Origin of the sequence: Kitasatospora sp. NBC_01539 (assembly GCF_045040525.1) — a bacterium.
Taxonomy (GTDB): Bacteria; Actinomycetota; Actinomycetes; order Streptomycetales; family Streptomycetaceae; genus Kitasatospora.
Genome location: NZ_CP109390.1, coordinates 5,740,995 through 5,765,077, shown reverse-complemented (window position 1 = coordinate 5,765,077; position 24,083 = coordinate 5,740,995). Strand labels below are relative to the sequence as shown.

General features: G+C 72.2%; 19 protein-coding genes, 2 tRNA genes and 1 riboswitch. Of the genes, 5 read left to right on the top strand and 16 right to left on the bottom strand.

Translation table 11 applies throughout. The annotated features are described in order from the left end of the window. Positions 1 to 90: 90 nt before the first annotated feature. From OG335_RS24930 to OG335_RS24910, 5 genes are all read right to left on the bottom strand, one after another. On the bottom strand, positions 91 to 471 hold the full coding sequence (locus OG335_RS24930; RefSeq protein WP_405013336.1) for a DUF4233 domain-containing protein: 381 nt from the start codon (positions 469 to 471) through the stop codon (positions 91 to 93). 7 nt (positions 472 to 478) lie between these two features. Beyond that, a complete protein-coding gene (locus OG335_RS24925; protein WP_405013335.1) occupies positions 479 to 1,876 on the bottom strand; it encodes a bifunctional folylpolyglutamate synthase/dihydrofolate synthase in 1,398 nt (465 codons plus the stop codon). A gap of 76 nt (positions 1,877 to 1,952) precedes the next feature. Continuing rightward, positions 1,953 to 4,760, bottom strand: coding sequence for a penicillin acylase family protein (locus OG335_RS24920; RefSeq protein ID WP_405013334.1), 2,808 nt, complete (start codon positions 4,758 to 4,760; stop codon positions 1,953 to 1,955). A gap of 145 nt (positions 4,761 to 4,905) precedes the next feature. Beyond that, entirely contained in the window at positions 4,906 to 5,430 is a 525-nt protein-coding gene (locus OG335_RS24915; RefSeq protein ID WP_405013333.1) for a hypothetical protein, read from the bottom strand. Positions 5,431 to 5,783: 353 nt separating this feature from the next. After that, positions 5,784 to 8,426 (bottom strand): valine--tRNA ligase, encoded by a 2,643-nt coding sequence (locus OG335_RS24910; protein ID WP_405013332.1) that lies wholly within the window; start codon positions 8,424 to 8,426, stop codon positions 5,784 to 5,786. Positions 8,427 to 8,608: 182 nt separating this feature from the next. On the opposite strand from OG335_RS24910, the gene OG335_RS24905 reads away from it, so the two are divergent. Next, positions 8,609 to 9,643, top strand: coding sequence for a hypothetical protein (locus OG335_RS24905; RefSeq protein ID WP_405013331.1), 1,035 nt, complete (start codon positions 8,609 to 8,611; stop codon positions 9,641 to 9,643). Positions 9,644 to 9,704: 61 nt separating this feature from the next. Continuing rightward, on the top strand, positions 9,705 to 10,499 hold the full coding sequence (locus OG335_RS24900) for a hypothetical protein (RefSeq protein WP_405013330.1): 795 nt from the start codon (positions 9,705 to 9,707) through the stop codon (positions 10,497 to 10,499). 76 nt (positions 10,500 to 10,575) lie between these two features. Here the strand turns inward: OG335_RS24900 and clpX are convergent, their stop codons facing one another. The 5 genes from clpX to OG335_RS24875 all read right to left on the bottom strand — a co-directional run bounded on the left by clpX (position 10,576) and on the right by OG335_RS24875 (position 15,429). Then, positions 10,576 to 11,862 carry an ATP-dependent Clp protease ATP-binding subunit ClpX gene (gene clpX / locus OG335_RS24895; RefSeq protein WP_405013329.1) on the bottom strand — a complete coding sequence of 429 codons (1,287 nt, stop codon included), beginning with the start codon at positions 11,860 to 11,862 and terminating at the stop codon, positions 10,576 to 10,578. Positions 11,863 to 12,166: 304 nt separating this feature from the next. Continuing rightward, positions 12,167 to 12,823 carry an ATP-dependent Clp protease proteolytic subunit gene (locus OG335_RS24890; protein ID WP_405013328.1) on the bottom strand — a complete coding sequence of 219 codons (657 nt, stop codon included), beginning with the start codon at positions 12,821 to 12,823 and terminating at the stop codon, positions 12,167 to 12,169. Between the two features lie 52 nt (positions 12,824 to 12,875). After that, the gene (locus OG335_RS24885; RefSeq protein ID WP_405015517.1) at positions 12,876 to 13,502 is read right to left on the bottom strand and encodes an ATP-dependent Clp protease proteolytic subunit; all 627 of its coding nucleotides are present in this window, start codon (positions 13,500 to 13,502) and stop codon (positions 12,876 to 12,878) included. Positions 13,503 to 13,716: 214 nt separating this feature from the next. Next, positions 13,717 to 15,099, bottom strand: coding sequence for a trigger factor (gene tig, locus OG335_RS24880; protein WP_405013327.1), 1,383 nt, complete (start codon positions 15,097 to 15,099; stop codon positions 13,717 to 13,719). 256 nt (positions 15,100 to 15,355) lie between these two features. Then, a tRNA-Pro gene (locus OG335_RS24875) sits at positions 15,356 to 15,429 on the bottom strand. Positions 15,430 to 15,594: 165 nt separating this feature from the next. Here OG335_RS24875 and OG335_RS24870 point away from each other — a divergent pair. Beyond that, positions 15,595 to 15,668 (top strand) — tRNA-Gly (locus OG335_RS24870). A 449-nt stretch (positions 15,669 to 16,117) separates the two neighbouring features. On the opposite strand, the gene OG335_RS24865 is transcribed toward OG335_RS24870, so the two are convergent. After that, complete coding sequence (locus OG335_RS24865; protein ID WP_405013326.1) at positions 16,118 to 16,384, bottom strand: hypothetical protein; 267 nt, start codon at positions 16,382 to 16,384, stop codon at positions 16,118 to 16,120. 275 nt (positions 16,385 to 16,659) lie between these two features. Then, positions 16,660 to 17,622: a peptidoglycan DD-metalloendopeptidase family protein gene (locus OG335_RS24860; protein ID WP_405013325.1), complete on the bottom strand. Its 963-nt coding sequence runs from the start codon at positions 17,620 to 17,622 to the stop codon at positions 16,660 to 16,662. Between the two features lie 5 nt (positions 17,623 to 17,627). Continuing rightward, a riboswitch (cyclic di-AMP (ydaO/yuaA leader) is annotated at positions 17,628 to 17,821 on the bottom strand. Positions 17,822 to 18,214: 393 nt separating this feature from the next. Between OG335_RS24860 and OG335_RS24855 the strand changes: the two genes are divergently transcribed. Beyond that, positions 18,215 to 19,000, top strand: a complete 786-nt coding sequence (locus OG335_RS24855) for a DUF6348 family protein (protein WP_405013324.1) — start codon at positions 18,215 to 18,217, stop codon at positions 18,998 to 19,000. A 39-nt stretch (positions 19,001 to 19,039) separates the two neighbouring features. Here OG335_RS24855 and OG335_RS24850 read toward each other — a convergent pair whose 3' ends face one another. The 4 genes from OG335_RS24850 to OG335_RS24835 all read right to left on the bottom strand — a co-directional run bounded on the left by OG335_RS24850 (position 19,040) and on the right by OG335_RS24835 (position 22,366). Further along, a complete protein-coding gene (locus OG335_RS24850; protein ID WP_405013323.1) occupies positions 19,040 to 19,198 on the bottom strand; it encodes a hypothetical protein in 159 nt (52 codons plus the stop codon). Positions 19,199 to 19,670: 472 nt separating this feature from the next. After that, a complete protein-coding gene (locus tag OG335_RS24845; protein WP_405013322.1) occupies positions 19,671 to 20,888 on the bottom strand; it encodes a PP2C family protein-serine/threonine phosphatase in 1,218 nt (405 codons plus the stop codon). Between the two features lie 317 nt (positions 20,889 to 21,205). Then, positions 21,206 to 21,691: a ribose-5-phosphate isomerase gene (locus tag OG335_RS24840; protein ID WP_405013321.1), complete on the bottom strand. Its 486-nt coding sequence runs from the start codon at positions 21,689 to 21,691 to the stop codon at positions 21,206 to 21,208. Positions 21,692 to 21,769: 78 nt separating this feature from the next. Next, positions 21,770 to 22,366 (bottom strand): biotin transporter BioY, encoded by a 597-nt coding sequence (locus OG335_RS24835; protein WP_405013320.1) that lies wholly within the window; start codon positions 22,364 to 22,366, stop codon positions 21,770 to 21,772. A gap of 304 nt (positions 22,367 to 22,670) precedes the next feature. Between OG335_RS24835 and OG335_RS24830 the strand changes: the two genes are divergently transcribed. Further along, entirely contained in the window at positions 22,671 to 24,074 is a 1,404-nt protein-coding gene (locus OG335_RS24830) for an amino acid permease (protein WP_405013319.1), read from the top strand. The last annotated feature ends 9 nt before the right edge of the window (positions 24,075 to 24,083 follow it).

Below are 24,083 nucleotides of genomic sequence, written 5' to 3'. Positions count from 1 at the left end.
AGAGGATCGGCTTCGACGTGGTGTATACGCCACGTCAGACACTACCCTGCGTGCGCGGGCCGTCGGGAGGAACGGGCCGCTCAGCGGGGGTCAGGCGGTGGCTGCGGGCGCCGCGGCGGGAGTGCCCGCGGAGGGTGCGGCGGCGGCGGCGGCCCTGGCGGCCTTGATCTCGTCGATCCGGCGGCCGTACCGCACCGAGCACCACCAGAGGGCGGCGAAGACCGCGCCGAGGCCGTACATCGTCGGGAGGACGAGGCCGCTGGCGATCAGTCCGATCTGCAGCGCCCAGCCGACGGTCACGGCGCCCGGGCGCTCGATGACCCCGCAGAGCAGCACGCAGAGCAGCATGGCGATTCCGCTGACCGTCCAGATGGTGCCGGTGGACACGTCGGACACCTGCATCGCCACCAGGCCGGCGAACAGGATGAGCAGGGCCTCGCCGATCAGCGTCGAGGAGCACAGGATCCGCATCGGGGCACTACTTCCTTCCGAACAGCAGGCGTGCCTCGCCCACCGTGATGACCGAGCCGGTGACGAGGACGCCGGCGCCGCCGAGGTCCTCCTCCTCCGCGAGGGTGACGGCCGCCTCGATGGCGTCGTCGAGACGGCGCTCGACCCGCACGCGGTCCTCGCCGAAGATCTCCACGGCGATCGAGGCCAGGTCGTCGACCGCCATCGCGCGGTGGGTGGAGTTCTGGGTGATGACGACCTCGGCGAGGACCGGCTCGAAGACCTCCAGCAGCCCGGCCACGTCCTTGTCGCCGCTCGTGGCGATCACGCCGACGAGCTTGGTGAAGGCGAAGGCCTCGCCGATCGCGGCGACCACCGCCTCGGCGCCGTGCGGGTTGTGCGCGGCGTCCAGGATGACGGTCGGGCCGCGGCGGACGACCTCCAGCCGGCCCGGCGAGGAGACGCCGGAGAACGCCTGGCGCACCTTGTCGACGTCGAGCTGTCCGCCGCCGCCCGCGCCGACGCCGAAGAACGCCTCGACCGCGGCCAGCGCCAGGACGGCGTTGTGGGCCTGGTGGGCGCCGTGCAGCGGGAGGAAGACGTCCTCGTACTCCGCGCCGCCGAGGCCGCGCAGGGTGACGAGCTGGCCGCCGATCGCGACCTCGCGGCGGATCACGCCGAACTCCATGCCCTCGCGGGCGACGGTCGCGTCGACCTCGACGGCGCGTCCGAGGATGGTCTGCGCGGCGTCGACCGGCTGCTGGGCGACGACGGCGACGGCGCCGGGCTTGACGATGCCGGACTTCTCCACCGCGATCTCGCCCGGCGTCGAGCCGAGCTTGTCCGTGTGGTCGAGGCCGATCGGGGTGATGACGGCGACCGTCCCGTCGATGACGTTGGTGGCGTCCCAGGAGCCGCCCATGCCGACCTCGACGACGGCGACGTCCACCGGGGCGTCGGCGAAGGCCGCGTACGCCATGCCGGTCAGCACCTCGAAGAACGACATCGCGACGGGCTGCCGCTCGTCGACCATCCGCACGTACGGCTCGATGTCGCGGTAGGTCTCGACGAAGCGCTCGGGGCTGATCGGCACGCCGTCCAGGCTGATCCGCTCGGTGACGGACTCCACGTGCGGGCTGGTGTACCGGCCGGTGCGCAGCTCGAAGGTGCCGAGCAGCTGCTCGACCATGCGGGCGGTGGAGGTCTTGCCGTTGGTGCCGGTGATGTGGATCGACGGGTACGAGCGCTGCGGCTGGCCGAGGATGTCCATCAGGGCGCTGATCCGGTCGAGCGAGGGCTCCAGCTTGTTCTCGGGCCAGCGGCCGGAGAGCTCGGTCTCGACGGCGCGCAGCTCGGCCTCCGGGCCGGCGGCCGCCGCGTCGGAGGGGCGGGAGGTGTACGGGTTCTGCTCGGCCTTGTCGCTCACAGGGTCAGTCTACGGAGCGCGGCGCCCTGCTCCGGCGCGGGCACCCCGGGCGGGGCGCCGGCGCCGGAGCGCGGGGTCAGCGGTGCGAGGGGAACTGCACGACCTGCTGGTAGGTGGGCCGGTTCTGCCAGGTGGTCTTCGCGTCGGTGACGCCGCCGAGCGGGCGCTGGACGATCGTGTCGGCGCACCACTGGTCGCCGGCGGCGCAGTCCGCGTCGCCGGGGTAGACCTGGGCGGCGGTCTGTGCGGCGGCCCTCCCCAGGCTGTCGAGGAGCACGCCCCGGCAGGCCGCGAGGTCTCCCCCGCCGCAGTACGGCCGGGCGAGCGGGCCCGCGACCGGGTCGCCGAGGACACCGCGCAGGTCCTTGTCGAGGTAGCTCCACCAGCCGTACTGGAAGGCGGAGCCCTTGTGCGGGATGGACTCGTTGGCGCTGACCGGGCCGCCGGAGGGGCCGGTCTGCCCGCCGGAGGGCGACTCGTTGATCTGGAGGGCGCCGGTGAGTGCGGTGAAGAGCGGGTCGCCGAGGCCGGGCCGCAGGACGGCGTCGGCGAGCAGCGGCCACCAGGCGTCGAGGGTGCGGACGGCGTCCGCGTCGGCGTAGCGGTGGCTGCCGGGGGAGGTCTCGCGGCGCGGCGACCCGGCGGCCCGCCAGGTCTCCAGCCGCTGGACGGCGGTGGCGAGGGCGGGGTCGGTGACGGGTGCGGAGCGGATCACCCGGAGGAGTTCGGGCAGCACGTCCTCGGCGCGCAGGTCGGCGAGGGCCGCGCTCTCCATGGCCTGGGTGAGCGAGACCCGGCTCGCCCGGCCGCCGCCGGCGAGGAGCGCCCTGACGCGGTCGTCGAGGAGGTTGCCGCGGTGCACGGAGCCGTTGCCGAAGCCCGCGGCGGCGAAGCCGGCGGCCTGCCTGTTGTTCCAGGAGATGTAGTAGTCCTGGTTGACGGACTGCGGGTGCCCGGCGGGCGGGGTGTAGCGGGCGGTGTTCGCGACGGGGTCGAAGTCCAGCCACTCGTAGGCGGGTTCGCCGCGGGTGGGCAGGCCGGGGTCGACGCCGGGGGCGCGCACCGGGTTGGTGCCGGAGTTGTAGTACGCGATGTCCCGGGAGTCGGCGTAGAACCAGTTGAACGTGTAGTTGATGCTCTGCGCGGCCTGCTGGAAGCTCGCGGCGTCGTGCACCGCTCCGGGGTCGTTGAGCATCTGGAAGCCGATGATGGAGTCGGCCTCGTGCCGGTAGGTGGAGCGCAGCGAGGTGAAGGCGACGGGTTGTCCGCCGACGGTGCCGCGGGCGGTGACGAGGCCGTACTTCGTGCGGTTCATCACCAGCGTGTAGGAGCCGGCGCCGGTGGGGTCGGCGGTGGTGGGCTTCCAGGTGTTCTTCTGTTCGAGGCGCTCCAGCGGGAGGCACTGCCCGTGCCAGAGGTAGTGGTCGGCGGCGGTGGTGGCGGGGCTGCCGTCGGTGGTGCAGAGCGGCACGGCGTACGTGTCGGTGATGTCCTGGCCGGCGGAGGTGGCGCTCCACGCGTAGTCCTGGCCGCGTCCGAGCTGCACGTAGAAGCTGAGGCCGGCGAACGCGGCGCCGCGGGCGCTGATGCCGGGGCCCTGGATCTCCTCCAGCATGAGCAGCTGGGGGGCGAAGTAGCCGGTCTGCGGGCCGAAGACGGCGACGGGGTGGCCGTCGTCGGTGTGGCTGCCGGAGACCAGGAGGGCGTTCGACATGCCGTGCTTGGCGGTGAGGAGGTTGCCGGGCAGCAGGCCGGGTGCGGCGGTGACGGTCTGGCCGCCGGTGCCGGTGGCGTCGCGGACGAGGGGTTCGGGGACGACCGACCCCGCGTCCGGCAGGGCGGTGCCCTGCGGGTCCTGCGGCGGCTGCGCGTACGGGAAGCGCTGCCCGTCGTGGAGGGTGAGCACGGCCTCCGGGTCGTCGGACTCGCGCAGGGACGACCAGACGCGGTCGCCCTCGGCCTGGCCGTAGCGTGCCTCGGCGGCGAGTTTGACCTGGGCGGAGGCGAGTTCGCCGCCGCCGCCGGAGCCGAAGAGGGCGCCGACGACGGAGGCGAGGGCGACGAGGTCGGTGAGTTCGAACGGGTCGATGGTGCCGGCGTTGGTGATGGCGTCGATGTGGCCGGTGAGGTCGTACTCGCCGGGGAACCAGCGGCCGCTGTAGGCCTCGCGGATGTACTGGTTGATGCCGTCGAGGTAGGCGCCGGCGTCGGCGAGGGCCTGCCGGGCGCGGTCGCCCTGGCCGGCGATGGCGTCGATCTGCTGCTGGAGTTCGGCCTCGGTGTAGGGGGCGGCCTGCCAGAAGCTCTGCTCCAGCTGGCGGTTGGCGGCGGCGCCGCCGGCGAAGCCGGAGAGCTTGCCGCGGCCGACGTGCCGGAAGAGGTCCATGACCCAGAGCCGGTCCTGGGCGGCGGCGTAGCCTGCGCCGAACTCGGTGCCGTACCGGGTGGTGCCGGTGATGTGGGGGACGCCGGTGGCCTTGTCGCGGACGATGGCGACGTCGGCCCGCGGGCGGGTGGTGGAGGCGACCTGGTCGGCGGGGACACCGAAGGAGGCGTCGTTGAAGAAACTCCTCAACCCGGCCTCGGTCAGTTGCGGGTAGGCGCCGGCGAGGGCGGCGTAGGGGCCGAGCTGGTCGTCGGTGTGGGCGGGGCGGCTGCCGAAGACCTTGTGGAGCAGGATCTCGGAGAGCGTGGCGTTGCCGTTCTCGCCGGGCGGCAGGATGTCGAGGCACCGGCCGGCGCAGAGGTCTCCGGCCACGGCCGCGGCCGTGGCGGGGACGGGGGCGGCTGCGGCGGGCGGCGAGGCGGTGGGGGCGAAGGCGGCGATCAGGGCTGCCGCGAGGGTGGCGGCGGCGAACCTGGGTGCACGGGGGCGTCGTTGCATACCGGCTCCTCGGTCGAGTTGCGGCTGCGGTGCTGCGCTGTGCTGCGCTACCCGACGGTAGGACGCTTGCTGACACTCTGCCTAGTAGCGTGCATGCCACAACCCGGCGCCGAACGCGCCGCGCCGCGCGCCTCCCCCGGCTCCGTCAGGCGTGGCGGGCCACGGGCACGTGCACCCGGCGGCCGCCGTGCCGGCGCCGCAACTCGGCGGCGATCTCCGCGCCCTCGCCCTCCGGGAGCAGCGGCAGCATCATCGCGACGGCCTGCAGCAGCCCGCCCACCAGGTACGTGGTGTCGGGCGTGGCGGCGATCAGGGCGCGGACCGTGGGGACGTCGCCCGCGTCCACCGCCTCGATCAGGCGGGCCGGGTCGGCCGCGTCCTCGTCGAGCAGCACGCCGGAGGTGTCGGCCGGCACCCGCCGGGCGAGCCCGCGCAGCACCCGGTCGGCGGCCTCGGGGGCGTACGCCTTGCGCACGGCCTCGGCGGCGATCCAGACCAGCAGGGTGGCGACCTCGCGTTCGACGTTCTCGGCGAGGAGCCGGTCCAGCTGGTCGTCGAAGGACAGCTGGTTGCCGTGCCGGAATGCCAGCAGAAGTGCCGCTGCCCGGGCTTTGGCCGCCTCGACCTCGCGCAGGGGCAGTTCGTCGGCCAACTCCCTGGTTGCCGGCATGACGTGTCCTCCCGTCAGTCGCGCACCCGAATGGCGACGTCTGCCCACCGTACACATCCCACCTCGGAACACCAGGTGAACGCGCGCAGGCAGAAACGGATGGAATTCACCGGACATCGATCACGGTGTTTCACCGGGTGCACCTCGGACGCGCACGGGGAAATACCGCCGAACGGTCTATCAAGAACACGTCCGACTGCGCCGAATACGCGATTTCCGGCGACTCCGCACCAGGTACCGGTCCGCGCCGCGGCAGGGCCTGCGCCCGCGGTGGGACCCGGGACCGCCACCCGGCACGCCGACGCCCGGCCGGGTCTCCCGGCCGGGCGTCGGTGCGTCCGTCGTACGGCGGGTCAGGCCTGCGGCAGGCCCGCCAGCTGGGCGGTGATCCGCGCGATGTCGGCCCCGGCGGCCTCCTGGCGGGTGCGGATCTTGGCGACGACCTCGTCCGGCGCCTTCGCGAGGAAGGCCTCGTTGCCGAGCTTGGCCGTGGTCTGCGCCTTCTCCTTCTCGGCGGCCGTGAGGTCCTTCTGCAGGCGCTTGCGCTCCGCGGCCACGTCGATGGTGCCGGAGAGGTCCAGTGCGACGGTGGCACCGGCGACCGGCAGCGAGGCGGTGGCCGAGAAGTCCTCCGCCGGGACGGTCAGCCGCAGCAGCGAGCGGATCGCGTCCTCGTGGACGGCGAGCACGGTGCCCGCGAGGTCGAGCCGGGCCGGCACCTTCTGCGCGGGCTGCAGGCCCTGGTCGGAGCGGAACCGGCGCACCTCGGTCACCACCTGCTGGAGGGTGGCGATCTCGGCCTCGGCGGCGGCGTCGCGGCGGGAGCCGTCCGCCGTCGGCCAGGCGGTGACCACCAGCGACTCGGCGCCGGTCAGCGTCGTCCACAGGGTGTCGGTGACGAACGGCACGATCGGGTGCAGCAGCCGCAGCGTGACGTCGAGGACCTCGCCGAGCACCCGGCGCGAGGCGTCGGCCTGCGCGCCGCCCTTCGCCAGGGTGGTCTTGGAGAGCTCGACGTACCAGTCGAAGACCTCGTCCCACGCGAAGTGGTAGAGCGCGTCCGAGACCTTCGCGAACTCGTAGTCCTCGTACAGCGCGTCGACCTCGGCCACGGTCGCGTCCAGACGCGACAGGATCCAGCGGTCGACCGCGGTGAGCTCCTCCGCGGGCGGCAGCGGGCCCTCGACGGTGGCGCCGTTCATCAGGGCGAACCGGGTGGCGTTCCAGATCTTGTTGCAGAAGTTCCGGGAGCCCTTGACCCAGTCCTCGCCGATCGGCACGTCCGCACCGGGGTTGGCGCCGCGGGCCAGGGTGAAGCGGACGGCGTCGGCGCCGTAAGCGTCCATCCAGTCCAGCGGGTCGACGGCCGTGCCGGACGACTTCGACATCTTCTTGCCGAACTCGTCACGGACCAGGCCGGTCAGCGCGATCGTCTTGAACGGCACCTGCCCGTCCATCGCGTACAGGCCGAACATCATCATCCGGGCGACCCAGAAGAAGATGATGTCGTGGCCGGTCAGCAGCACGTCGGTGGAGTAGAACTTCTCCAGGTCTGTGGTCCGCTCGGGCCAGCCGAGCGTGGAGAACGGCCACAGACCGCTGGAGAACCAGGTGTCGAGGACGTCCGGGTCCTGGTGCCAGCCCTCGCCGGTCGGCGGCTCCTCGTTCGGGCCGACGCAGACGACCTGGCCCTCGGGGCCGTACCAGACCGGGATCCGGTGGCCCCACCAGAGCTGGCGCGAGATGCACCAGTCGTACATGTTGTCGACCCAGTCGAAGTAGCGGCCCTCCAGCGCCTTCGGGTGGATCTGCACCCGGCCGTCGCGGACGGCGTCGCCGGCCTCCTTGGCCAGCGGCTCGACCTTGACCCACCACTGCAGGGAGAGCCGCGGCTCGACGACCGTGTGGCAACGCGAGCAGTGGCCCACGGCGTGCTCGTACGGGCGCTTCTCGGCGACGATCCGGCCCTGCTCGCGCAGCGCGCCGACGACGGCCGAGCGGGCCTCGAAGCGGTCCAGGCCGAGGAAGGGGCCGTGCACGGTGATCGCGCCGTGCTCGTCCATCACGGTCAGGTTGGGCAGGCCGTGGCGCTGGCCGATGGCGAAGTCGTTCGGGTCGTGCGCGGGCGTCACCTTGACGGCGCCGGTGCCGAACTCCGGATCGACGTGCTCGTCCGCGACGACCGGGATCTCCCGGTCCGTCAGCGGCAGCTTGATGGTGCGGCCGACCAGGTGCCGGTACCGCTCGTCCTCGGGGTGGACCGCGACGGCGGTGTCGCCGAGCATCGTCTCGGCGCGGGTGGTGGCGACCACGATCGAGTCGTCGCCGTCGCCGTAGCGGATCGAGACCAGCTCGCCGGGACGCTCCTTGTGCTCGACCTCGATGTCGGAGAGCGCGGTGAGGCAGCGCGGACACCAGTTGATGATGCGCTCGGCGCGGTAGATCAGGCCGTCGTCGAACAGCTTCTTGAAGATGGTCTGGACGGCCTGCGACAGGCCCTCGTCCATGGTGAAGCGCTCGCGCGACCAGTCGACGCCGTCGCCGAGGCGGCGCATCTGCCCGAGGATCTTCCCGCCGTAGCTCTCCTTCCACTCCCAGACCTTCTCGACGAAGGCCTCGCGGCCCAGGTCGTGCCGGGAGAGGCCGGACTCGGCGAGCTGCTGCTCCACCTTGTTCTGGGTGGCGATGCCGGCGTGGTCCATGCCGGGCAGCCACAGCGCCTCGAAGCCGAGCATGCGCTTGCGGCGCGTCAGGGCGTCCATCAGCGTGTGCTGGAAGGCGTGACCCAGGTGCAGGGCACCGGTGACGTTCGGCGGCGGGATGACGATCGTGTACGCGGGCTTGTCGCTCTTCGCGTCCGCGGTGAAGTAACCGCGTTCCACCCAGCGCTCGTACAGCGCGCCCTCTACCTCCGCCGGGGCGTAGGTCGTCGGGAGGGTGGCTGCGTCGTCCCCGGGGTAGGACTTCTCGGGGCGCTGGTTCGTCGTGTCGGTCACGACGCACAGTTTACGTACGAGGGGGGCCTCGTTACGAACCGATAGGCCGCGGACCGCCCGGCCCGGTGCGGACGACCGTGCGGTAGCGTGCCCGGATACTCGTACGGGTGACCGTACGGACACGGACGAGAAGCGCACGACGGCAGGCCGCGGTGACACCGTGGCGGGGGGACGGGTCTTCCATGTACGGCCAGGGTCAGCAGTACCCGCAGGACAAACCGCAACAGCCGCAACAGCCGCCCCAGCAGCCACCGTACGGGCAGCCCCCGTACGGCGCCCCGCAGCAGCAGCCCGGGTACGGCTACCCGCAGCAGCAGCCCGCACCACCGTACAACGCGCCCCAGCAGCCCCCGGCGTACGGCGCCCCGCAGCAGCAGCCCGGGTACGGCTACCCGCAGCAGCAGCCCGCCGCCCCCTACGGCGGCCCGCCCGGCTACCCGCAGGCGCCGGTGCCGCAGCAGCAGCCGTACGGCGCGCCCGGCGGCTACCCGCCGCCCGCGCCGCGCAGGAGCAGCAGCGGTCTGGTGATCGCGCTGGTGATCGGCGCCGTCGTGCTGGTCGGCGGCGGACTCGCGGTCTGGGGCCTGTCGAGCGGGGACGACACCGGCACCGGCACCGGCACCACCGCGGGGAGCACCGGCGGCACCGGCAGCACCGGGGGCACCACCGGCGGCGGGGGTGGCACCACGAACGCCGCCTACAAGCTCGACCTGCCCGCGACCCTGCTCGACGGCTACGGGCAGCAGCAGGCCACCGCCGTACCGGCCACGCCCGGCCCCGACGGCAAGCCGCCGGCCTGCAGCAACGGCACCGCCGTCGCGGGCAGTTACACCAAGCAGCAGACCAGCATGCTGCAGGTCGTCGGCTGCTACGGATCGGTCGCGAGCCCGTCCCTCGTGATGGCCGCGCTGGAGGCCGAGATCGTCACGCCCAAGAAGATCGGCACCACCACCATCACGTCCAGCTGGCTCCGCAAGCCGACCGAGTACCCCGTGGGCCGGACGAACAGCTCCGGCGCGAAGCTCAAGTGCGGCGTCATCAGCTCGTCCGCCACCAAGGCCGCCGCCGGGGGCACCACCGTCTGCTTCTGGGCCGACCGCTCGACCGCCGCCGAGGTGGTCTTCGGCGACCTGATCCCGACCGGCAAGCCGCTCACGCCCGCCGAGGCCGCCGAGAAGACCGCCTCGATCCGCGAGGCCGTCCTCGTCAAGAAGTGAGCCCGCCGGCAGCCGCCGCAGGCAGCCAGGCTCCTCGATCCCCTCGTCGAAAGGACGTCCGGTGTCCGAGCAGAACCCGTACGGTGCCCCACCCCCGCAGCCCCAGCCGTACGGGGCCCCGCCTCCCGCGTTCGGCCCGCCCCAGCCTCCGGCGTACGGATATCCGCAGCAGCCGGCACCGCCCTACGGCGCCCCGGCCGCGGGTTTCGGCGTCCCTCAGCAACAGCCGTGGGGCGGCGGGGTCGTGCCGCCGCCGCAGAAGTCGCGGCGCGGGCTCTGGATCCTGCTGGGCTGCGTGGGCGGCGCGATCCTCGTCGGCGCCGGACTGCTGGGGTACTTCGTCTACGGCGTGACCTCGACGACGTCGAAGTACACCATCGCGCTGCCCTCGTCGTTCCAGGGGCTCCCGCGGGACGACTCCAACCCCCTCGCGCAGAAGCTCGAATCAGGCCTGGAGGACTCCCTCGGCAAGGGCGAGAACGCCTGGTCGCCGACGCCGGTCAGCACGGTGTACACCGATCGGCAGAAGGTCGTCGCGGTCTTCGGCGGCTACGGCACCGTGCTCTCCCCCCGCAGCCAGATCGACGACTTCTACGTCAACTTCGAGGAAGGCGCCCGCAGCCAGGGCACGACGTTCAGCGACCGCCGGGACTTCGACCCGGGCCCGCTCGGCGGACGGCTCACCTGCGAGATCATGCACGCCCCGGCCGAGGACGACAGCCTCTGCACCTGGGCCGACGGCTCGACGTTCGTCGCGATGCTCACCGGCGAGGTCGACCCGGACGGTGAGGTCGACCTCGACGAGGCCGCGGCCGCCGCGCTGGAGATGCGCAGGATCGCCGAAGTCCCCAAGTAGCCCCGCACGTACGGCGAAGGCCCCCGCGGACCATCCGGTCCGCGGGGGCCTTCGCCGTCTACAGGTCGGGCGACGGTCAGGCGCTCTTCTCGCGCCGCTCCCGCTTGATCATGTCCCGCGGGACGAGGGTCGGGATCGCGTGCTTGGAGACGACGTCCCCGGTCACGACCACGCGGGCGACGTCCTGACGCGACGGCACCTCGTACATCACGGACATCAGCACCTCCTCCATGATGGCGCGCAGGCCACGGGCACCGGTGCCGCGCAGGATCGCCTGGTCGGCGATGGCCTCCAGGGCGTCCCGCGTGAACTCCAGCTCGACACCGTCCAGCTCGAACAGCTTGCGGTACTGCTTGACCAGGGCGTTCTTCGGCTCGGTCAGGATCTGCAGCAGCGCCTCGCGGTCGAGGTTGTGCACGCTGGTGATCACGGGCAGACGGCCGATGAACTCGGGGATCATGCCGAACTTCACCAGGTCCTCCGGCATGACCTGCCGGAAGTGGTCGCTGGAGTCGGACTCGCGCTTCGAGCGGATCGTCGCACCGAAGCCGATGCCCTTGGCACCCGCGCGGCCCTCGATGATCCGCTCCAGACCCGCGAACGCACCGCCCACGATGAACAGCACGTTGGTGGTGTCGATCTGGATGAACTCCTGGTGCGGGTGCTTGCGGCCGCCCTGCGGCGGCACCGAGGCGGTGGTGCCCTCCAGGATCTTCAGCAGCGCCTGCTGCACGCCCTCGCCGGAGACGTCACGCGTGATCGACGGGTTCTCGCTCTTGCGGGCGACCTTGTCGATCTCGTCGATGTAGATGATCCCGGTCTCGGCCTTCTTGACGTCGTAGTCCGCCGCCTGGATCAGCTTGAGCAGGATGTTCTCGACGTCCTCGCCGACGTAGCCGGCCTCGGTCAGCGCGGTGGCGTCCGCGATCGCGAAGGGCACGTTCAGCATCCGGGCCAGCGTCTGCGCGAGCAGCGTCTTGCCGGAGCCGGTCGGGCCGAGCAGCAGGATGTTCGACTTGGCGAGCTCGATCGCGTCCTCGCGACCCGCGCCGGTGCGGCTGCTCTCGCCGGCCTGCACGCGCTTGTAGTGGTTGTAGACGGCGACGGACAGCGCCTTCTTCGCCAGGTCCTGGCCCACCACGTACTGGTCGAGGAACTCGTAGATCTCGCGGGGCTTCGGCAGCTCCTCGAAACGGACCTCCGAGGACTCGGCGAGCTCCTCCTCGATGATCTCGTTGCACAGGTCGATGCACTCGTCGCAGATGTACACGCCAGGCCCGGCGATCAGTTTCTTCACCTGCTTCTGCGACTTGCCGCAGAACGAGCACTTGAGCAGGTCGCCACCGTCTCCGATGCGTGCCACGAGGTGCTTCCCCTTCGCCAGGGGCCCCGCAGCGGTCCGGGGCCTGGTGCTGTGGACCGGCTGCGCCATCGGCGGTCGGTCTCGCTATCCGACGGTACTCTGCCGCGGCGGCAATTCCGCCGACTTCGGCAGCTCTGCCCTACGCCCTGGGCGAATTGATACCGAACAGAAGCCGTCTCCCGGGCATGGGCCCGTCTACTGCATTGTGCCCGTCCGACCACCCCGACCGGAACGGATCGGGGCGGGGCGTACGTCACGGTGCCGTGTGCACCGTTGTACCACCCCGCCCCCGACTGCTCCGTGCTCAGGCCGTGAGCGACGACTTGCGCGTGGAGATGATCTGGTCGATCAGCCCGTACTCCAGGGCCTCCTCGGCCGTGAGGATCTTGTCGCGCTCGATGTCCTCACGGACGGTCTCGACCGGCTTGTTGGAGTGCTTGGCCAGCATCTCCTCCAGCTGCTCGCGCATCCGGAAGATCTCCTTGGCCTGGATCTCCAGGTCGGACACCTGACCGCGGCCCGTCTCGGTGTACGGCTGGTGGATCAGGATGCGGGCGTTCGGGAGCGCCATGCGCTTGCCCGGCGTACCGGCCGCCAGCAGCACCGCGGCGGCGGACGCCGCCTGGCCCATGCAGACGGTGGTGATGTCGGGCTTGACGTACTGCATGGTGTCGTAGATGGCGGTCAGCGCCGTGAACGAGCCGCCGGGCGAGTTGATGTACATCTGGATCTCGCGGTCCGGGTCCATCGACTCCAGGCACAGCAGCTGCGCCATGATGTCGTTGGCCGAGACGTCGTCCACCTGCGAGCCGAGGAAGATGATGCGCTCCTCGAACAGCTTGGCGTACGGGTCGTACTCGCGGATGCCCTGCGAGGTGCGCTCGACGAAGCGCGGGACGATGTAGCGGCCCTCGGCACGGGCGCCCTGGAACTCGCCGCGCGGCGTGTATGGAGTGTTCATGGGGTGTTGGGTCCTCCGAAGCGTACGGTCTGGGGGTCTGTGCCGGGAGCGGTCAGGACGCTCCGCCGCCGGTGCCGCCGCCGCCCGGGACGTCCGCGGCACTGTGCATGATCTCGTCGATGAGGCCGTACGCCTTGGCCTCCTCCGGGGTGAACCACCGGTCGCGGTCCGAGTCCGCGGTGACCCGATCGAAGGTCTGACCGCTGTGGTGCGCGATCAGCTCGGACATCCGCTTCTTGGTGCGGAGCAGCTGCTCCGCCTGGATCCGGATGTCGGAGGCCGAGCCGCCGAGGCCGGCCGAGGGCTGGTGCATCAGGATGTTGGCGTTGGGCAGCGAGAAGCGCTTGCCCTTGGCACCCGCGGTCAGCAGGAACTGGCCCATGGAGGCCGCCATGCCCATCGCGATGGTGACCACGTCGTTCTTGATGTACTGCATGGTGTCGTAGATCGCCATGCCGGCCGTGATGGAGCCGCCCGGCGAGTTGATGTACAGGAAGATGTCCTTCTCCGGGTCTGCGGCCAGGAGGAGGAGCTGCGCGGTGATCTTGTTGGCGATGTCGTCGTCGACCTGCTGGCCGAGGAAGATGATGCGCTCGTTGAGCAGCCGGTTGTAGACCTGGTCGCCCAGGCCGCCGAGCACGTCACCGGCGGCGGCGCGGGGCGCCGTCAGGCCATCCATCTGCATCTGCGGGAACGTCACTTAGCCACCTGCTCAGTCGATCTGCGTGTGTGTCGCTGTCCATCGACCCTAACGCGCAGGCCGGGCCGCAGAATCCCCCACGCAGAACTGTTCGCTGTGAGCGCAGGGTGCACGCGGGAATACGGCAGCGGCCCGGACACCGTGCGGTGTCCGGGCCACTGGAGGCCGATCGGCGGGATCGGCGCGGGGAGGATCAGGCCTCGTCCGCGACCTCGACGGTCTCGACGGCGTCGGACGCCTCGGTCTCGTCCTCGTCGTCCTCGAAGGAGACGGCCTCACCGTTGCTGTCGGTCACCTTGGCGGCCTCGACGACCAGCGCCAGCGCCTTGCCACGGGCGACCTCGCCGACCAGCAGCGGAACCTGACCGCCCTGGACGATCTGCTGCGCGAACTGGTCCGGGGTGAGACCCGAGCCGGCGGCACGGCGGATGAGGTGCTCGGTCAGCTCCTCCTGGGAGACGTTGAGCTCCTGCTTGGCCACGATCTCGTCCAGGACGAACTGGGTCTTGATGCCCTTCTTCGCCTGGTCCGCGGTCTCCTGCTCGTAGTCCTCGACGGACTTGTCCTGGGTGGCCAGGTAGGCCTCGATGGTCAGGCCCATCGGCTCCAGCTGGTGGTGCTCCAGGTTGTGCTTGCGGGTCTCGACCTCGTCCTTGAGGAGCTTCTCCGGGTACTCCATCTCCACCCGGGTCAGCAGCTCGTCGAGGACCTTCTCCTGGGCCTGGGTGGCCTGGTCGAACTCCTTCATGCGCTCCAGGCGCTTGGTGGAGTCGGCCTTCAGCTCCTCCAGCGTGTCGAACTCGCTCGCCAGCTGGGCGAACTCGTCGTCCAGCTCGGGGAGCTCCTTCTCCTGGACGGCGGTCACGGTGACGGTGACCTCCGACTCCTTGCCGGCCTCGGTGCCACCCTTGAGCTCGGTGGTGAAGGTCTTGGACTCGCCGGCCGACAGGCCGACGACGGCCTCGTCGATGCCGTCCAGCAGGCGGCCGGAGCCGATCTCGTAGCTCACGCCGGTGGCGGTGCCGTCCTCCGGCACCTCACCGTCGACCTTGGCCTCCAGGTCGACGACTACGACGTCGCCCTCGGCGGCGGCGCGCTCGACGTCCTTGACGGAGGAGAAGCGCTCGCGGAGCTGCTCCAGCGACTTGGCGACGTCCTCGTCCGACACCTCGATGGCGTCGACGGTGACGGAGATCTCCGAGAAGTCCGGCAGCGTGATCTCGGGGCGGACGTCGACCTCGGCGGTGAACTTGAGGTCACCACCGTCGGCGATCCGCTCGACACCCTCGATGTCCGTGATGTCGGGCTGGCCGAGGACGTCGATCTTGATCTCGTCGACGGCCTGCGTGTAGAAGCGCGGCAGGGCGTCGTTCACCGCCTCCTCCAGCACGGCGGCACGGCCGAAGCGCTGGTCGATGACACGAGCCGGAATCTTGCCCTTGCGGAAGCCCGGGACCGAGACCTGCTGGTTGATCTTCTTGTACGCCGCGTCGAGGCTGGGCTTGAGCTCCTCGAAGGGCACCTCGACGGTGAGTCGAACCCGGGTCGGGTTCAGAGTCTCGACGGCGCTCTTCACGGTTAGGTCTCCTATTGGGCTTGCGGTCAGGTTGTCTCCGCCCGAGGTCGTCGGCCGGAAGGCCGATCGGGCGAGACGGGCGATGGGCGGTTGGGGCTGCATCTCCCGTACGGGGGGTGGACGGTGAGCGTGACTCCTCGCCCTCGGGCGGTCGCGGTCCGTGTAATCGCCACAGGCACCACCGCCAGCGGTCCATCCTACCGGTACCACGAAAGCAACAGGGCCCCGCCCGCCTGACGAGACCCTGCCGAAACTGTCGGGGTGGCCGGATTCGAACCGACGGCCTTCCGCTCCCAAAGCGGACGCGCTACCAAACTGCGCCACACCCCGTAGTGCCGAGAGGAAGAGTACACGCCGGTCCGGGGCCCCTCCGCGCAAATATCGGAGCCCGCCCGGGCGAAAGCGGTGTGCATTTCGCCGACCCGACCAGGTAGGCTGGCCAACGTCCTCGCGGCCGACCCCGGCCCCGGGGCGACGTGCCGTCAACGCACGTGTGCGGGCGTAGCTCAATGGTAGAGCCCCAGTCTTCCAAACTGGCCACGCGAGTTCGATTCTCGTCGCCCGCTCCATCCGTCCCGGCCCCAGCTCAGCGACATGATCGCGGAGCTGGGGCCGTCGTCGTTCGAGGGCCCGTCAGGGCGGCGCGGCCGGTCCGTGCCAGCGCCAGGTCGGACCGGCCGCGGTCCCGCCCCGGCTCCTCTCCTTCTCCCAGGAGCACCGGGGCGCGCGGGAGGCCGCACCGGCGGGCGGGGACGCCGTTGCACCCCCGGCGTACGCGCGGTCACACGGTCTGCCGCCGGTTCCCGTCACCCGTCCCCGGGACGGGTGACGCTCCCCGGACCCGGCCGGACCCGCCGGGCACGGCCCGACGGAGACGGCCCGACGGAGACGGCCCGACGGAGACGGCCCGACGGAGACGGCCCGACGGAGACGGCCCGACGGAGACGGCCCGACGGAGACGGCCCCGGGCCGGCGGGTGAACCGCCGGCCCGGGGCCGTTGCCGTGCCGCGGCCGAGGTCAGCCCAGGTAGTGACGGACCACGCGGGAGGCGTACACGTCGGTGTCGAGCATGCCCGCGCGGGCGGAGTCGGAGCCGCCGTCGTTGGAACCCACGGTGTTGTCCTGGCCGGCGTTGAAGATGTCGTCGCCCGCGAGCTGGTTGTGGTTGCCGATCACGATCGTCGGGTTGAAGTCGTCGCTGTCGGCGACCGCGGACGCGGCCGGCAGGCAGACGGCTCCGGTGACGGCCAGGAGAACGGCGGCGCGGCGGAGTGCTCGGGTCATGAGGGGTTCCCTTCCACGTTCCACGACGGGGTTTGTCGTGGCTGCGACAGTAGAAGGAAGGGGACGCGGCTCCGGGGACGTTCGGCCGGTCGGTGGCGTGTTGACGCCGCACGCCCCGACGCGGGAGGAGGCCGCGCGGAGGAGCCGGCGCGGGAGGAGCCGGCGCGGGAGGAGCCGGCGCGGGAAAGGCGGACGGGAAAGGCGGACGGGAAAGGCCGAGGCCCGGCCGGGGATCCGTGGATCTCCGGCCGGGCCTTCGGGTGGCGCGGGGTGCGTCAGACGCGGACGCCGTGGGCGGCGAGGTACGCCACCGGGTCGATGTCCGAGCCGTACGACGGGGTGGTGCGGACCTCGAAGTGCAGGTGCGGGCCGGTCACGTTGCCGGTGGCACCGGAGAGGCCGATGACCTGGCCGGCGGTGACGGTCTGGCCGACCGAGACCTTCAGCGCCGAGAAGTGCGCGTACTGGGAGTACTTGCCGTCGGCGTGCTTGATGACGACGTTGTTGCCGTAGGCGCCGCCCCAGCCGGCCTCGACGACGGTGCCCGCCGCGATGGCGTGGATCGAGGTGCCGGTGCTGACCGCGAAGTCGACGCCGGTGTGGTAGCCGCTGGACCAGTTGGAACCGGCCTTGTGGTACGGGGTGCCGAGGCCGGAGGAGACCGGCGCGACGTAACCCGAGGCGGCGGCGGGCGCCTTGGCCTCGGTGGTCGGGGCGGCGGGCTTCGCGGCCTCGGTCTTGGGCGCGGCGGGCTTCGCGGCCTCGGTCTTGGGCGCGGCGGGCTTGGCGGCCTCGGTGGTCGGGGCAGCCGGCTTCGGGGTGCTCGCGACCGGGGCGCGGTGCTCGGAGCGGGAGGCCGCAGCCGAGTCGGCCTTCTTGGTCTCGGCCTGCGGCGCGGCCGCGGCGGCCTGACCGGAGACGGAGAGCTTCTGGCCCGGGAGGATGAGGTTCGGGTTGCCGCCGATGACCTGGCGGTTGTCGTCGTACAGCTTCTTCCAGCCGCCGTCGACGTGCTGCGCACCGGCGATCTTGGACAGGGTGTCGCCGTGGACGACCTGGTACGAGGCGGCCTGCGCCGGAGCGGCGGCCGGGGCCGCGGCCTGAACGGCGGCGACGGGGGCCGCGGCCGGGGTGCCGGCGCTGTGGGCGCTGGCAGCGGTGACGGGGATGGCGATCGCAGCGGCGGCCACACCGGTGGCGACGGCGACGCGGGACAGACGGGTGCCCAGAACGGACATGGAGTTGTTCCTCTCCTACGCCTACGAGGTGAGCTGTCGGGTTCGGGCGGGGAGATCGCCCGGTCGCGGAAAATGACGCGACTTCACCCCAAGCCGTCCCGGAACTACCGGACGCGGCACTTACCTTGGGTCCCCCGCTCCTGCCGTGCACAGATGGTGCGTGACCCCGGGCAGCGGCAGGACTCGGCGTTCCGCCCGGTGGCCCGCCCGGTCGGTGGCCGGGCAGACCATGAGAAAAACCTATGGACCGCTCCGCTGGCAAGCCGCCCCCTCCGAGGGGCCGTCAGGGGCCCTCCGGGCGGTCACTCTCCGCCGGGGCGAGGTGGGCGTAGCGCAGTCGCCGCAGTGACCGTGCGTATCCGGATCATGTCCGCGCGGGAGATTCCGCACCCCGCGTGGCCGGCCGGTCGCGGCGGGGCACGGATCATGCACGGCCCGGTGACCCTGGTCACGAGAGCCTCCCGGAGGCCCTTTTCCGGGTTCACCGGACGTCAGGGCAACCGCGCCCGCGGACCGGTGTCACCGGGCGGGCGCCCGGCCGATAGCCTCGCTCGCGAGCGATGTTCGACCCCTTTTCGAGCGAGGAGCCCTCTTGCGGGCGCAGGCCAGGCTGGAGACGGTCCAGCGCAGCGTGATCCGGGAGATGGCCCGGTACGGGCAGCGGTTCACGGTGGACGGCCGCGTGCTGCGCGGGCCCGGCACGACGGCGGTGGCGGTCCGCGAGCACCCGGGCGAGGACGGCTCCGCCGGCCACGTCGACCTGGGCTTCGTCCTGCGGCTGGGGCAGGCGGACGGTCCGGTGATCTGGGACTGCACCGCCGGGCGCGGCCGCACGGAGGAGGAGAAGCTCGACAGCGCCGTGCGCATGTGGGCGACGACCACCGCGGCCGCCGTGGTGGAGATGCAGGAGCGCCGCGGCGAGCACGGCGACCACGTGCGGCCCGTGGAGCTGCCCGGGTGGCACGCGGTGCAGGGCCCGGCGGCGGTGTTCGGTTTCGGGAGCGACCGGCTGGCGGAGTGGCTGGCCGACAACCGGCTGCTGCCCGCGCTGGCGGACGCCCTGCGCCCGGGGCTGTCGCCGACCGGGGTCACCGGGGTGAAGGTGTTCCTCGGCGGCCGGGCCGGTGAGGAGGTCGCCGAGGTGCGGGTCGACGGCGCCGTGTCGGACCCGGCCTCGGCCGCGCTGCGCGCCCTCGGCTGGCCGCGCGGCGAACGCCTGTGCTGGGCACGGCTGTTCGTCCTGCTGGTCCCCGACGAGCAGGAGGCGCAGGCGGTGCCCGCCGGTTCGGCTCCGGCCCCCGGGGCGACACAGGGCGGCCCGGGGGTGCTGCGGCGCGGCCTGCTCGCGCGCTGGCGGCAGGCGAGGCCGGGGCGCTGACCTGGCCGCGCGGAAGCGGCGGCCGGGTCGGCGCTGCGGTCAGCTGGCCACGGAGGAGATCGTCTTCGCGAGCTGGCTGAGGAAGTCCTGGATCGGCTTGGCCGCCGTGGACTGGCTCACCATGAAGCCGAAGAGTGCTGCGAGGATCGCGTGACTGGTCTTCAGCTGCTTGTTGCGGATGAAGATCACGACGATCACGCCGAACAGGAACAACGCGGAGACGGAGAAGGCCACCCGGACTCACTTCCTCAATCTGTGGCGGGGGTTCTTGCTGGAACCCCGTGTCGAAGCCGGACCGCGGCCTGCGCCGACCGTCCCTGGCACGAGTCGGCCGATCCCGTCGCCATGGAGGTGCCCTGCGGGACCCGACCGCCTGTTGCCTGCCGCACGTGCCGCCCCCCATCCCCCGAGCTTCGACCAGCCCACCCGGACTCAGTGTGGTCGTTCGTGCTGCCTGCGTAAAGGACTTGCCGGAAGCACGGGGCCCGGATCCTGCCATGTGAGACGAATTTCCGCCGACCGAGACGATAGCGGAAGCCTTCTGACGAACCGTCCGCGGGGGTCGGATGAACACGCCGAATCGGCCTACGGGCAGGCCCGGGCGGTGTGATCCATCCGGGGGAGGCTCCGCCAGAATGGCCGAAGATCACCTCCCAGGGGTTGACAGGCGCTACTGCCGCCACACCAGCAGCACGGCGCGGTCGTCGTTGACGTCCTTGGCGACCGTCTCGATGAGCCGGCCGGCCGCACCGCGGAAGCCCTTCACCACCAGCCGGTCGGCCTCGCCCATCAGCCGGTCCATGCCCTCGGAGAGGTCCCGCCCGGGGATCTCGACCATGCCGTCGGTGCAGAGCATCAGGAGGTCGCCGCGGTCGAGCTGGCCGCGCACCGCCTCGAACTTCGCACCGTCGTAGATGCCGAGGAGCGGCCCCTCCTGCGACTCCTTGACGTCCCAGCGCCCCGCACCGCCGAGGCGCTGCATGCCCGGCAGGTGTCCCGCCGACAGGAGTTCGTACTGCCCGGTGTCGAGGTCGAGCACGAGGTGGACGGCGGTCGCGAAGCCCTCCGCCCAGTCCTGGCGCAGCAGGTAGCCGTTGGCGGCGGGCAGGAAGTCGTGGGCGGGCAGCGATCCGAGGAGGCCGCCGAACGCGCCGGAGAGGAGCAGGGCGCGGGAGCCGGCGTCCATCCCCTTGCCGGAGACGTCGGCGAGCACGACCTCCAGCACCCGGCCGCCGGGGCCGGTGCGGGTGGCGACGACGAAGTCGCCGGAGAACGACTGGCCGCCGGCCGGGCGCAGCGCCATGTCGGCGGACCAGCCGTCGGGGAGCTGTGGCACCTGGCTCTGGACGCGCAGCCGCTCGCGGAGGTCGAACAGCATGGTGCCGCCGCCGCGCCAGGGCACGCCGACGCGGCTGCGGAACTGGGCGAGCAGCAGGCCGGCCACCCCGACCGCGCCGACCACCAGGGCGGCGCCGGGGGTGACGCCGTAGACGTAGGCGTCGGGGTTGTCGCTGGCGATCCGCTCGCCGGTGTGGACGAGCGATTCGGCGGAGAGTCCGAGTGCGGCGGCCGCGTAGAGCAGGACGAGGGTGGCGGGGCGCAGCAGCAGGGAGCCGGCGAGCACCGGGAGCACCAGGGCGGTGGGCGGCACCCAGGCCGGGATCCAGATGTTGAGGACGACCAGCAGCGGGACGGCGGCGAGGAAGAGGGCGAAGGCGAGCCAGTCGGGGGCGGCGCCGCGGAAGTAGTCCACGCCGGTCCTGCGCAGGGTGCGGCGGGCCCGGCGGAGCCTCGCCCGCAGCCGGGCCGTCACGGGATCCCCGGCCGCGTTCGCGGTGGGGCCCGTCGCAGTGCTCCCGGGCGTCGCGCCCTGCGTGCTGCCAGCCATGGGGCCCGACCTTATCCACCGGTGCGGTCCGGCGTCGACGCCCCTGCCGGGGTGGGGTGCGCGGTCGCACCGGGCGGGGCGGGTTTCGGCCGGGTGCGCCGTGGGCTCCCGTGGAGCGTCCCGGGGCGTGCGCGGGGCGCTGCGCGCCGGGCGGGCCGGGCCGGGGCGGCGGGGAAGGGCGGCACGGCCGGGTGCCGGGTGAGGGAGAGGGGGCGCGGCCGGAGTGCTCACGGCCGTCCGGACGCGGTCCGGCGGTGGTGCGCGGTCGTTGCTGCCGCACGGCCCTCTGCGGGCCGTGCGGCAACGGGTCGGAGGGATCAGCCCTGGGGGTGGTGGGCCGGGATCGGCGGGAGCTCGCCGGTGGTCTCGTACTCGCTCAGCATGTCGATCCGGCGGGTGTGCCGGGTCTCGCCGCTGTAAGGGGTGTTGAGGAAGATCTCGACGAACTTGGTGGCCTCGTCGGTGGTGTGCATCCGGCCGCCGACCGAGATGACGTTGGCGTTGTTGTGCTCGCGGCCGAGAGCGGCGGTCTGCTCGCTCCAGGCGAGCGCGGCACGGACGCCCTTGACCTTGTTGGCGGCGATCGCCTCACCGTTGCCGGAGCCGCCGATGACGACGCCCAGCGCCTCCGGGTCGGCGGCGGTGCGCTCGGCGGCGCGGAGGCAGAACGGCGGGTAGTCGTCCTCGGCGTCGTAGATGTGCGGGCCGCAGTCGACCGGCTCGTGGCCTGCTCCCTTCAGCCACTCGACGAGGTGGTTCTTCAGTTCGTATCCGGCATGGTCGGAGCCCAGGTACACGCGCATGACCATGAGTGTGGCATGCGCGTGCACGGGCCCGCGGGAGGGGGCCGGAGGCGGTCGGCGCGGCGGGCCGACGATGGGTCAGCGGCGGCCCGCGAGCTTCCAGGCCAGGGGCAGGGCGCCCATGGCGAGCAGGGCCTTGAGGGCGTCGCCGACCAGGTACGGGTAGAGGCCGAGGTGGGCTGCCGTGGCCGGCGACACGTCCAGCGAGGCGGCCAGGTAGGGGACGCCGACGGCGTAGATGGCGAGGGTGCCCAGCACCATGGCGCCGGCGGTGCGCAGCGGGCTGCGGTCGGCGCCGCGGCGGGCGAGGGCGCCGGTGAGGGCGGCGGCGAGGACGAAGCCGATGACGTAGCCGAGGCTGGGGGCGGACCAGCCGGAGGTGCCCTCGGCGAACCAGGGCAGGCCCGCCATGCCGGCCAGGAGGTAGAGGCCGAGCGAGGCGGCGCCGCGGCGGGTGCCGAGGGCGGTGCCGACGAGCAGGGCGGCGAAGGTCTGGCCGGTGACCGGGACGGGCGATCCGGGGACGGGCACGGAGAGCTGGGCTGCGAGGCCGGTGAGGGCGGCGCCGCCGGCGACGAGGGCGAGTTCGCGGGCCTGGCCGCCGAGGCGGGTGGTGGCGCGGGGCAGCAGGTCGGCGAGGACGGGGGTGCCGGTGATCGGCGTGGCAGTGGCCATCGGGGGCTCCGCTTCGGGCTCGGCGCGCACGGCGGCGTGGCGCGGTCGGGTGATCACTCGTGAACCTACGCCGCGTCACCGGGCGGGGCGGTCTCCGCATGCGACAAAGCGTCAGGGGCGGGTGTTGTGGGGTCCGGCCTGCGACGAAGCCCACATCGACGGGTGCACGGGTGAGGGTGTAGGCACCGCGCGTGACGGACGTGTCCGGATTTCGAGCCCGGGCCGGATCGCCTTGGCGTGTCCATCGCCCATGCCGAATAGTGGACGACTCTCTCCGGAATCCGACGACCACGGGACACGCCTGATGACGACCCCCTCCCCCACGCCCACCCTGGAGCGGCCGGCCGGAGCGCCCGCCGACGAAGGCCGGCTGGCACCGGGCCTCAAGCCGCGCCATCTGTCCATGATCGCGCTCGGCGGCGTCATCGGCGCCGGCCTCTTCGTCGGCTCCGGCGCCGGCATCGCGGCCGCCGGACCGTCGATCGTGCTGGCCTTCGCGCTCTCCGGGGTGCTCGTCATGCTGGTCATGCGGATGCTCGGCGAGATGTCGGCGGCCCAACCCGCCAGCGGTTCCTTCTCCGTGCACGCGGAGCGCGAGATCGGCCCGTGGGCCGGGCTCACCGTCGGCTGGATGTTCTGGACGCTCCTGTGCGTGGGCGTCGCCGCCGAGGCGATCGGCGCCTCGAAGGTGATGCAGGGCTGGTTCCCCGGGGTGCCGCTCTGGGTGTGGGTGGCCGTCTTCATGGCCTTCTTCTGCGGCAGCAACCTCGCCGCGGTGAAGAACTTCGGCGAGTTCGAGTTCTGGTTCGCCGCGGTGAAGGTCACCGCGATCGCCGCGTTCCTGGTGATCGGCGTGCTGGCCGTGCTGGGCCTGCTGCCCGGCAGCGACAGCCCCGGCACGGCGCACCTCACCGGCCACGGCGGCTTCCTGCCGAACGGCACGACCGGCCTGGTCACCGGCCTGCTCGCGTCCGTCTTCGCGTACGGCGGCCTGGAGACCGTCACCATCGCGGCCGCCGAGTCGAAGGATCCCCGGCGCAGCGTCGCCGTCGCGGTGCGCACCGCGATGTGGCGGATCGCGCTGTTCTACGTCGGCTCGATGGCGGTCATCGTCACCCTGGTGCCGTGGGACGACCCTTCCGTGCGCGAGCCCGGCCCGTACGTCGCGGTGCTGGACACGCTGGGCATCCCGGGCGCCGGCCAGGTGATGAACGTCGTCGTGCTGATCGCCCTGCTGTCCGCGATGAACGCCAACATCTACGGCTCCTCGCGGATGGCGTACTCGCTGGTGCAGCGCGGCCAGGGCCCGAAGGCGCTGGCGCGGACGCACGGCGGGGTGCCCCGCCGGGCCGTGCTGGCCTCCTCGGCCTTCGGCTTCCTCGCCGTGCTCCTCAGCTACCGGTGGCCGGACACCGTCTTCACCTGGCTGCTCAACACGGTCGGCGCCGCGGTGCTGGTCGTGTGGGCGTTCATCGCGGTCGCGCAGCTGCGGATGCGCCGCCGGCTGGAGCGCGAGGCGCCGGAGCAGCTGACCGTGCGGATGTGGGGCTTCCCGTACCTGACGTGGGTCGCGCTGGCGGGCATCCTGGCGGTGCTCGGGCTGATGCTGCTCGACGAGGACAACCGGGTGCAGCTGTGGTTCACCGCCGGTCTGGCCGCGGTGCTGGCCGTGACCGGACTGGTCCGCGGCCGGCGGCAGGCCGCCTGACCCGGCGGC

What these genes read in the sequence shown, in the direction of transcription:
- OG335_RS24930 (WP_405013336.1), bottom strand. Translation starts at nt 471, where the DNA reads ATGCGGATCCTGTGCTCCTCGACGCTGATCGGCGAGGCCCTGCTCATC.
- OG335_RS24920 (WP_405013334.1), bottom strand. Translation starts at nt 4,760, where the DNA reads ATGCAACGACGCCCCCGTGCACCCAGGTTCGCCGCCGCCACCCTCGCG.
- OG335_RS24915 (WP_405013333.1), bottom strand. Translation starts at nt 5,430, where the DNA reads ATGCCGGCAACCAGGGAGTTGGCCGACGAACTGCCCCTGCGCGAGGTC.
- OG335_RS24905 (WP_405013331.1), top strand. Translation starts at nt 8,609, where the DNA reads ATGTACGGCCAGGGTCAGCAGTACCCGCAGGACAAACCGCAACAGCCG.
- OG335_RS24890 (WP_405013328.1), bottom strand. Translation starts at nt 12,823, where the DNA reads ATGAACACTCCATACACGCCGCGCGGCGAGTTCCAGGGCGCCCGTGCC.
- OG335_RS24885 (WP_405015517.1), bottom strand. Translation starts at nt 13,502, where the DNA reads ATGGATGGCCTGACGGCGCCCCGCGCCGCCGCCGGTGACGTGCTCGGC.
- OG335_RS24865 (WP_405013326.1), bottom strand. Translation starts at nt 16,384, where the DNA reads ATGACCCGAGCACTCCGCCGCGCCGCCGTTCTCCTGGCCGTCACCGGA.
- OG335_RS24860 (WP_405013325.1), bottom strand. Translation starts at nt 17,622, where the DNA reads ATGTCCGTTCTGGGCACCCGTCTGTCCCGCGTCGCCGTCGCCACCGGT.
- OG335_RS24845 (WP_405013322.1), bottom strand. Translation starts at nt 20,888, where the DNA reads ATGGCTGGCAGCACGCAGGGCGCGACGCCCGGGAGCACTGCGACGGGC.
- OG335_RS24840 (WP_405013321.1), bottom strand. Translation starts at nt 21,691, where the DNA reads ATGCGCGTGTACCTGGGCTCCGACCATGCCGGATACGAACTGAAGAAC.
- OG335_RS24835 (WP_405013320.1), bottom strand. Translation starts at nt 22,366, where the DNA reads ATGGCCACTGCCACGCCGATCACCGGCACCCCCGTCCTCGCCGACCTG.
- OG335_RS24830 (WP_405013319.1), top strand. Translation starts at nt 22,671, where the DNA reads ATGACGACCCCCTCCCCCACGCCCACCCTGGAGCGGCCGGCCGGAGCG.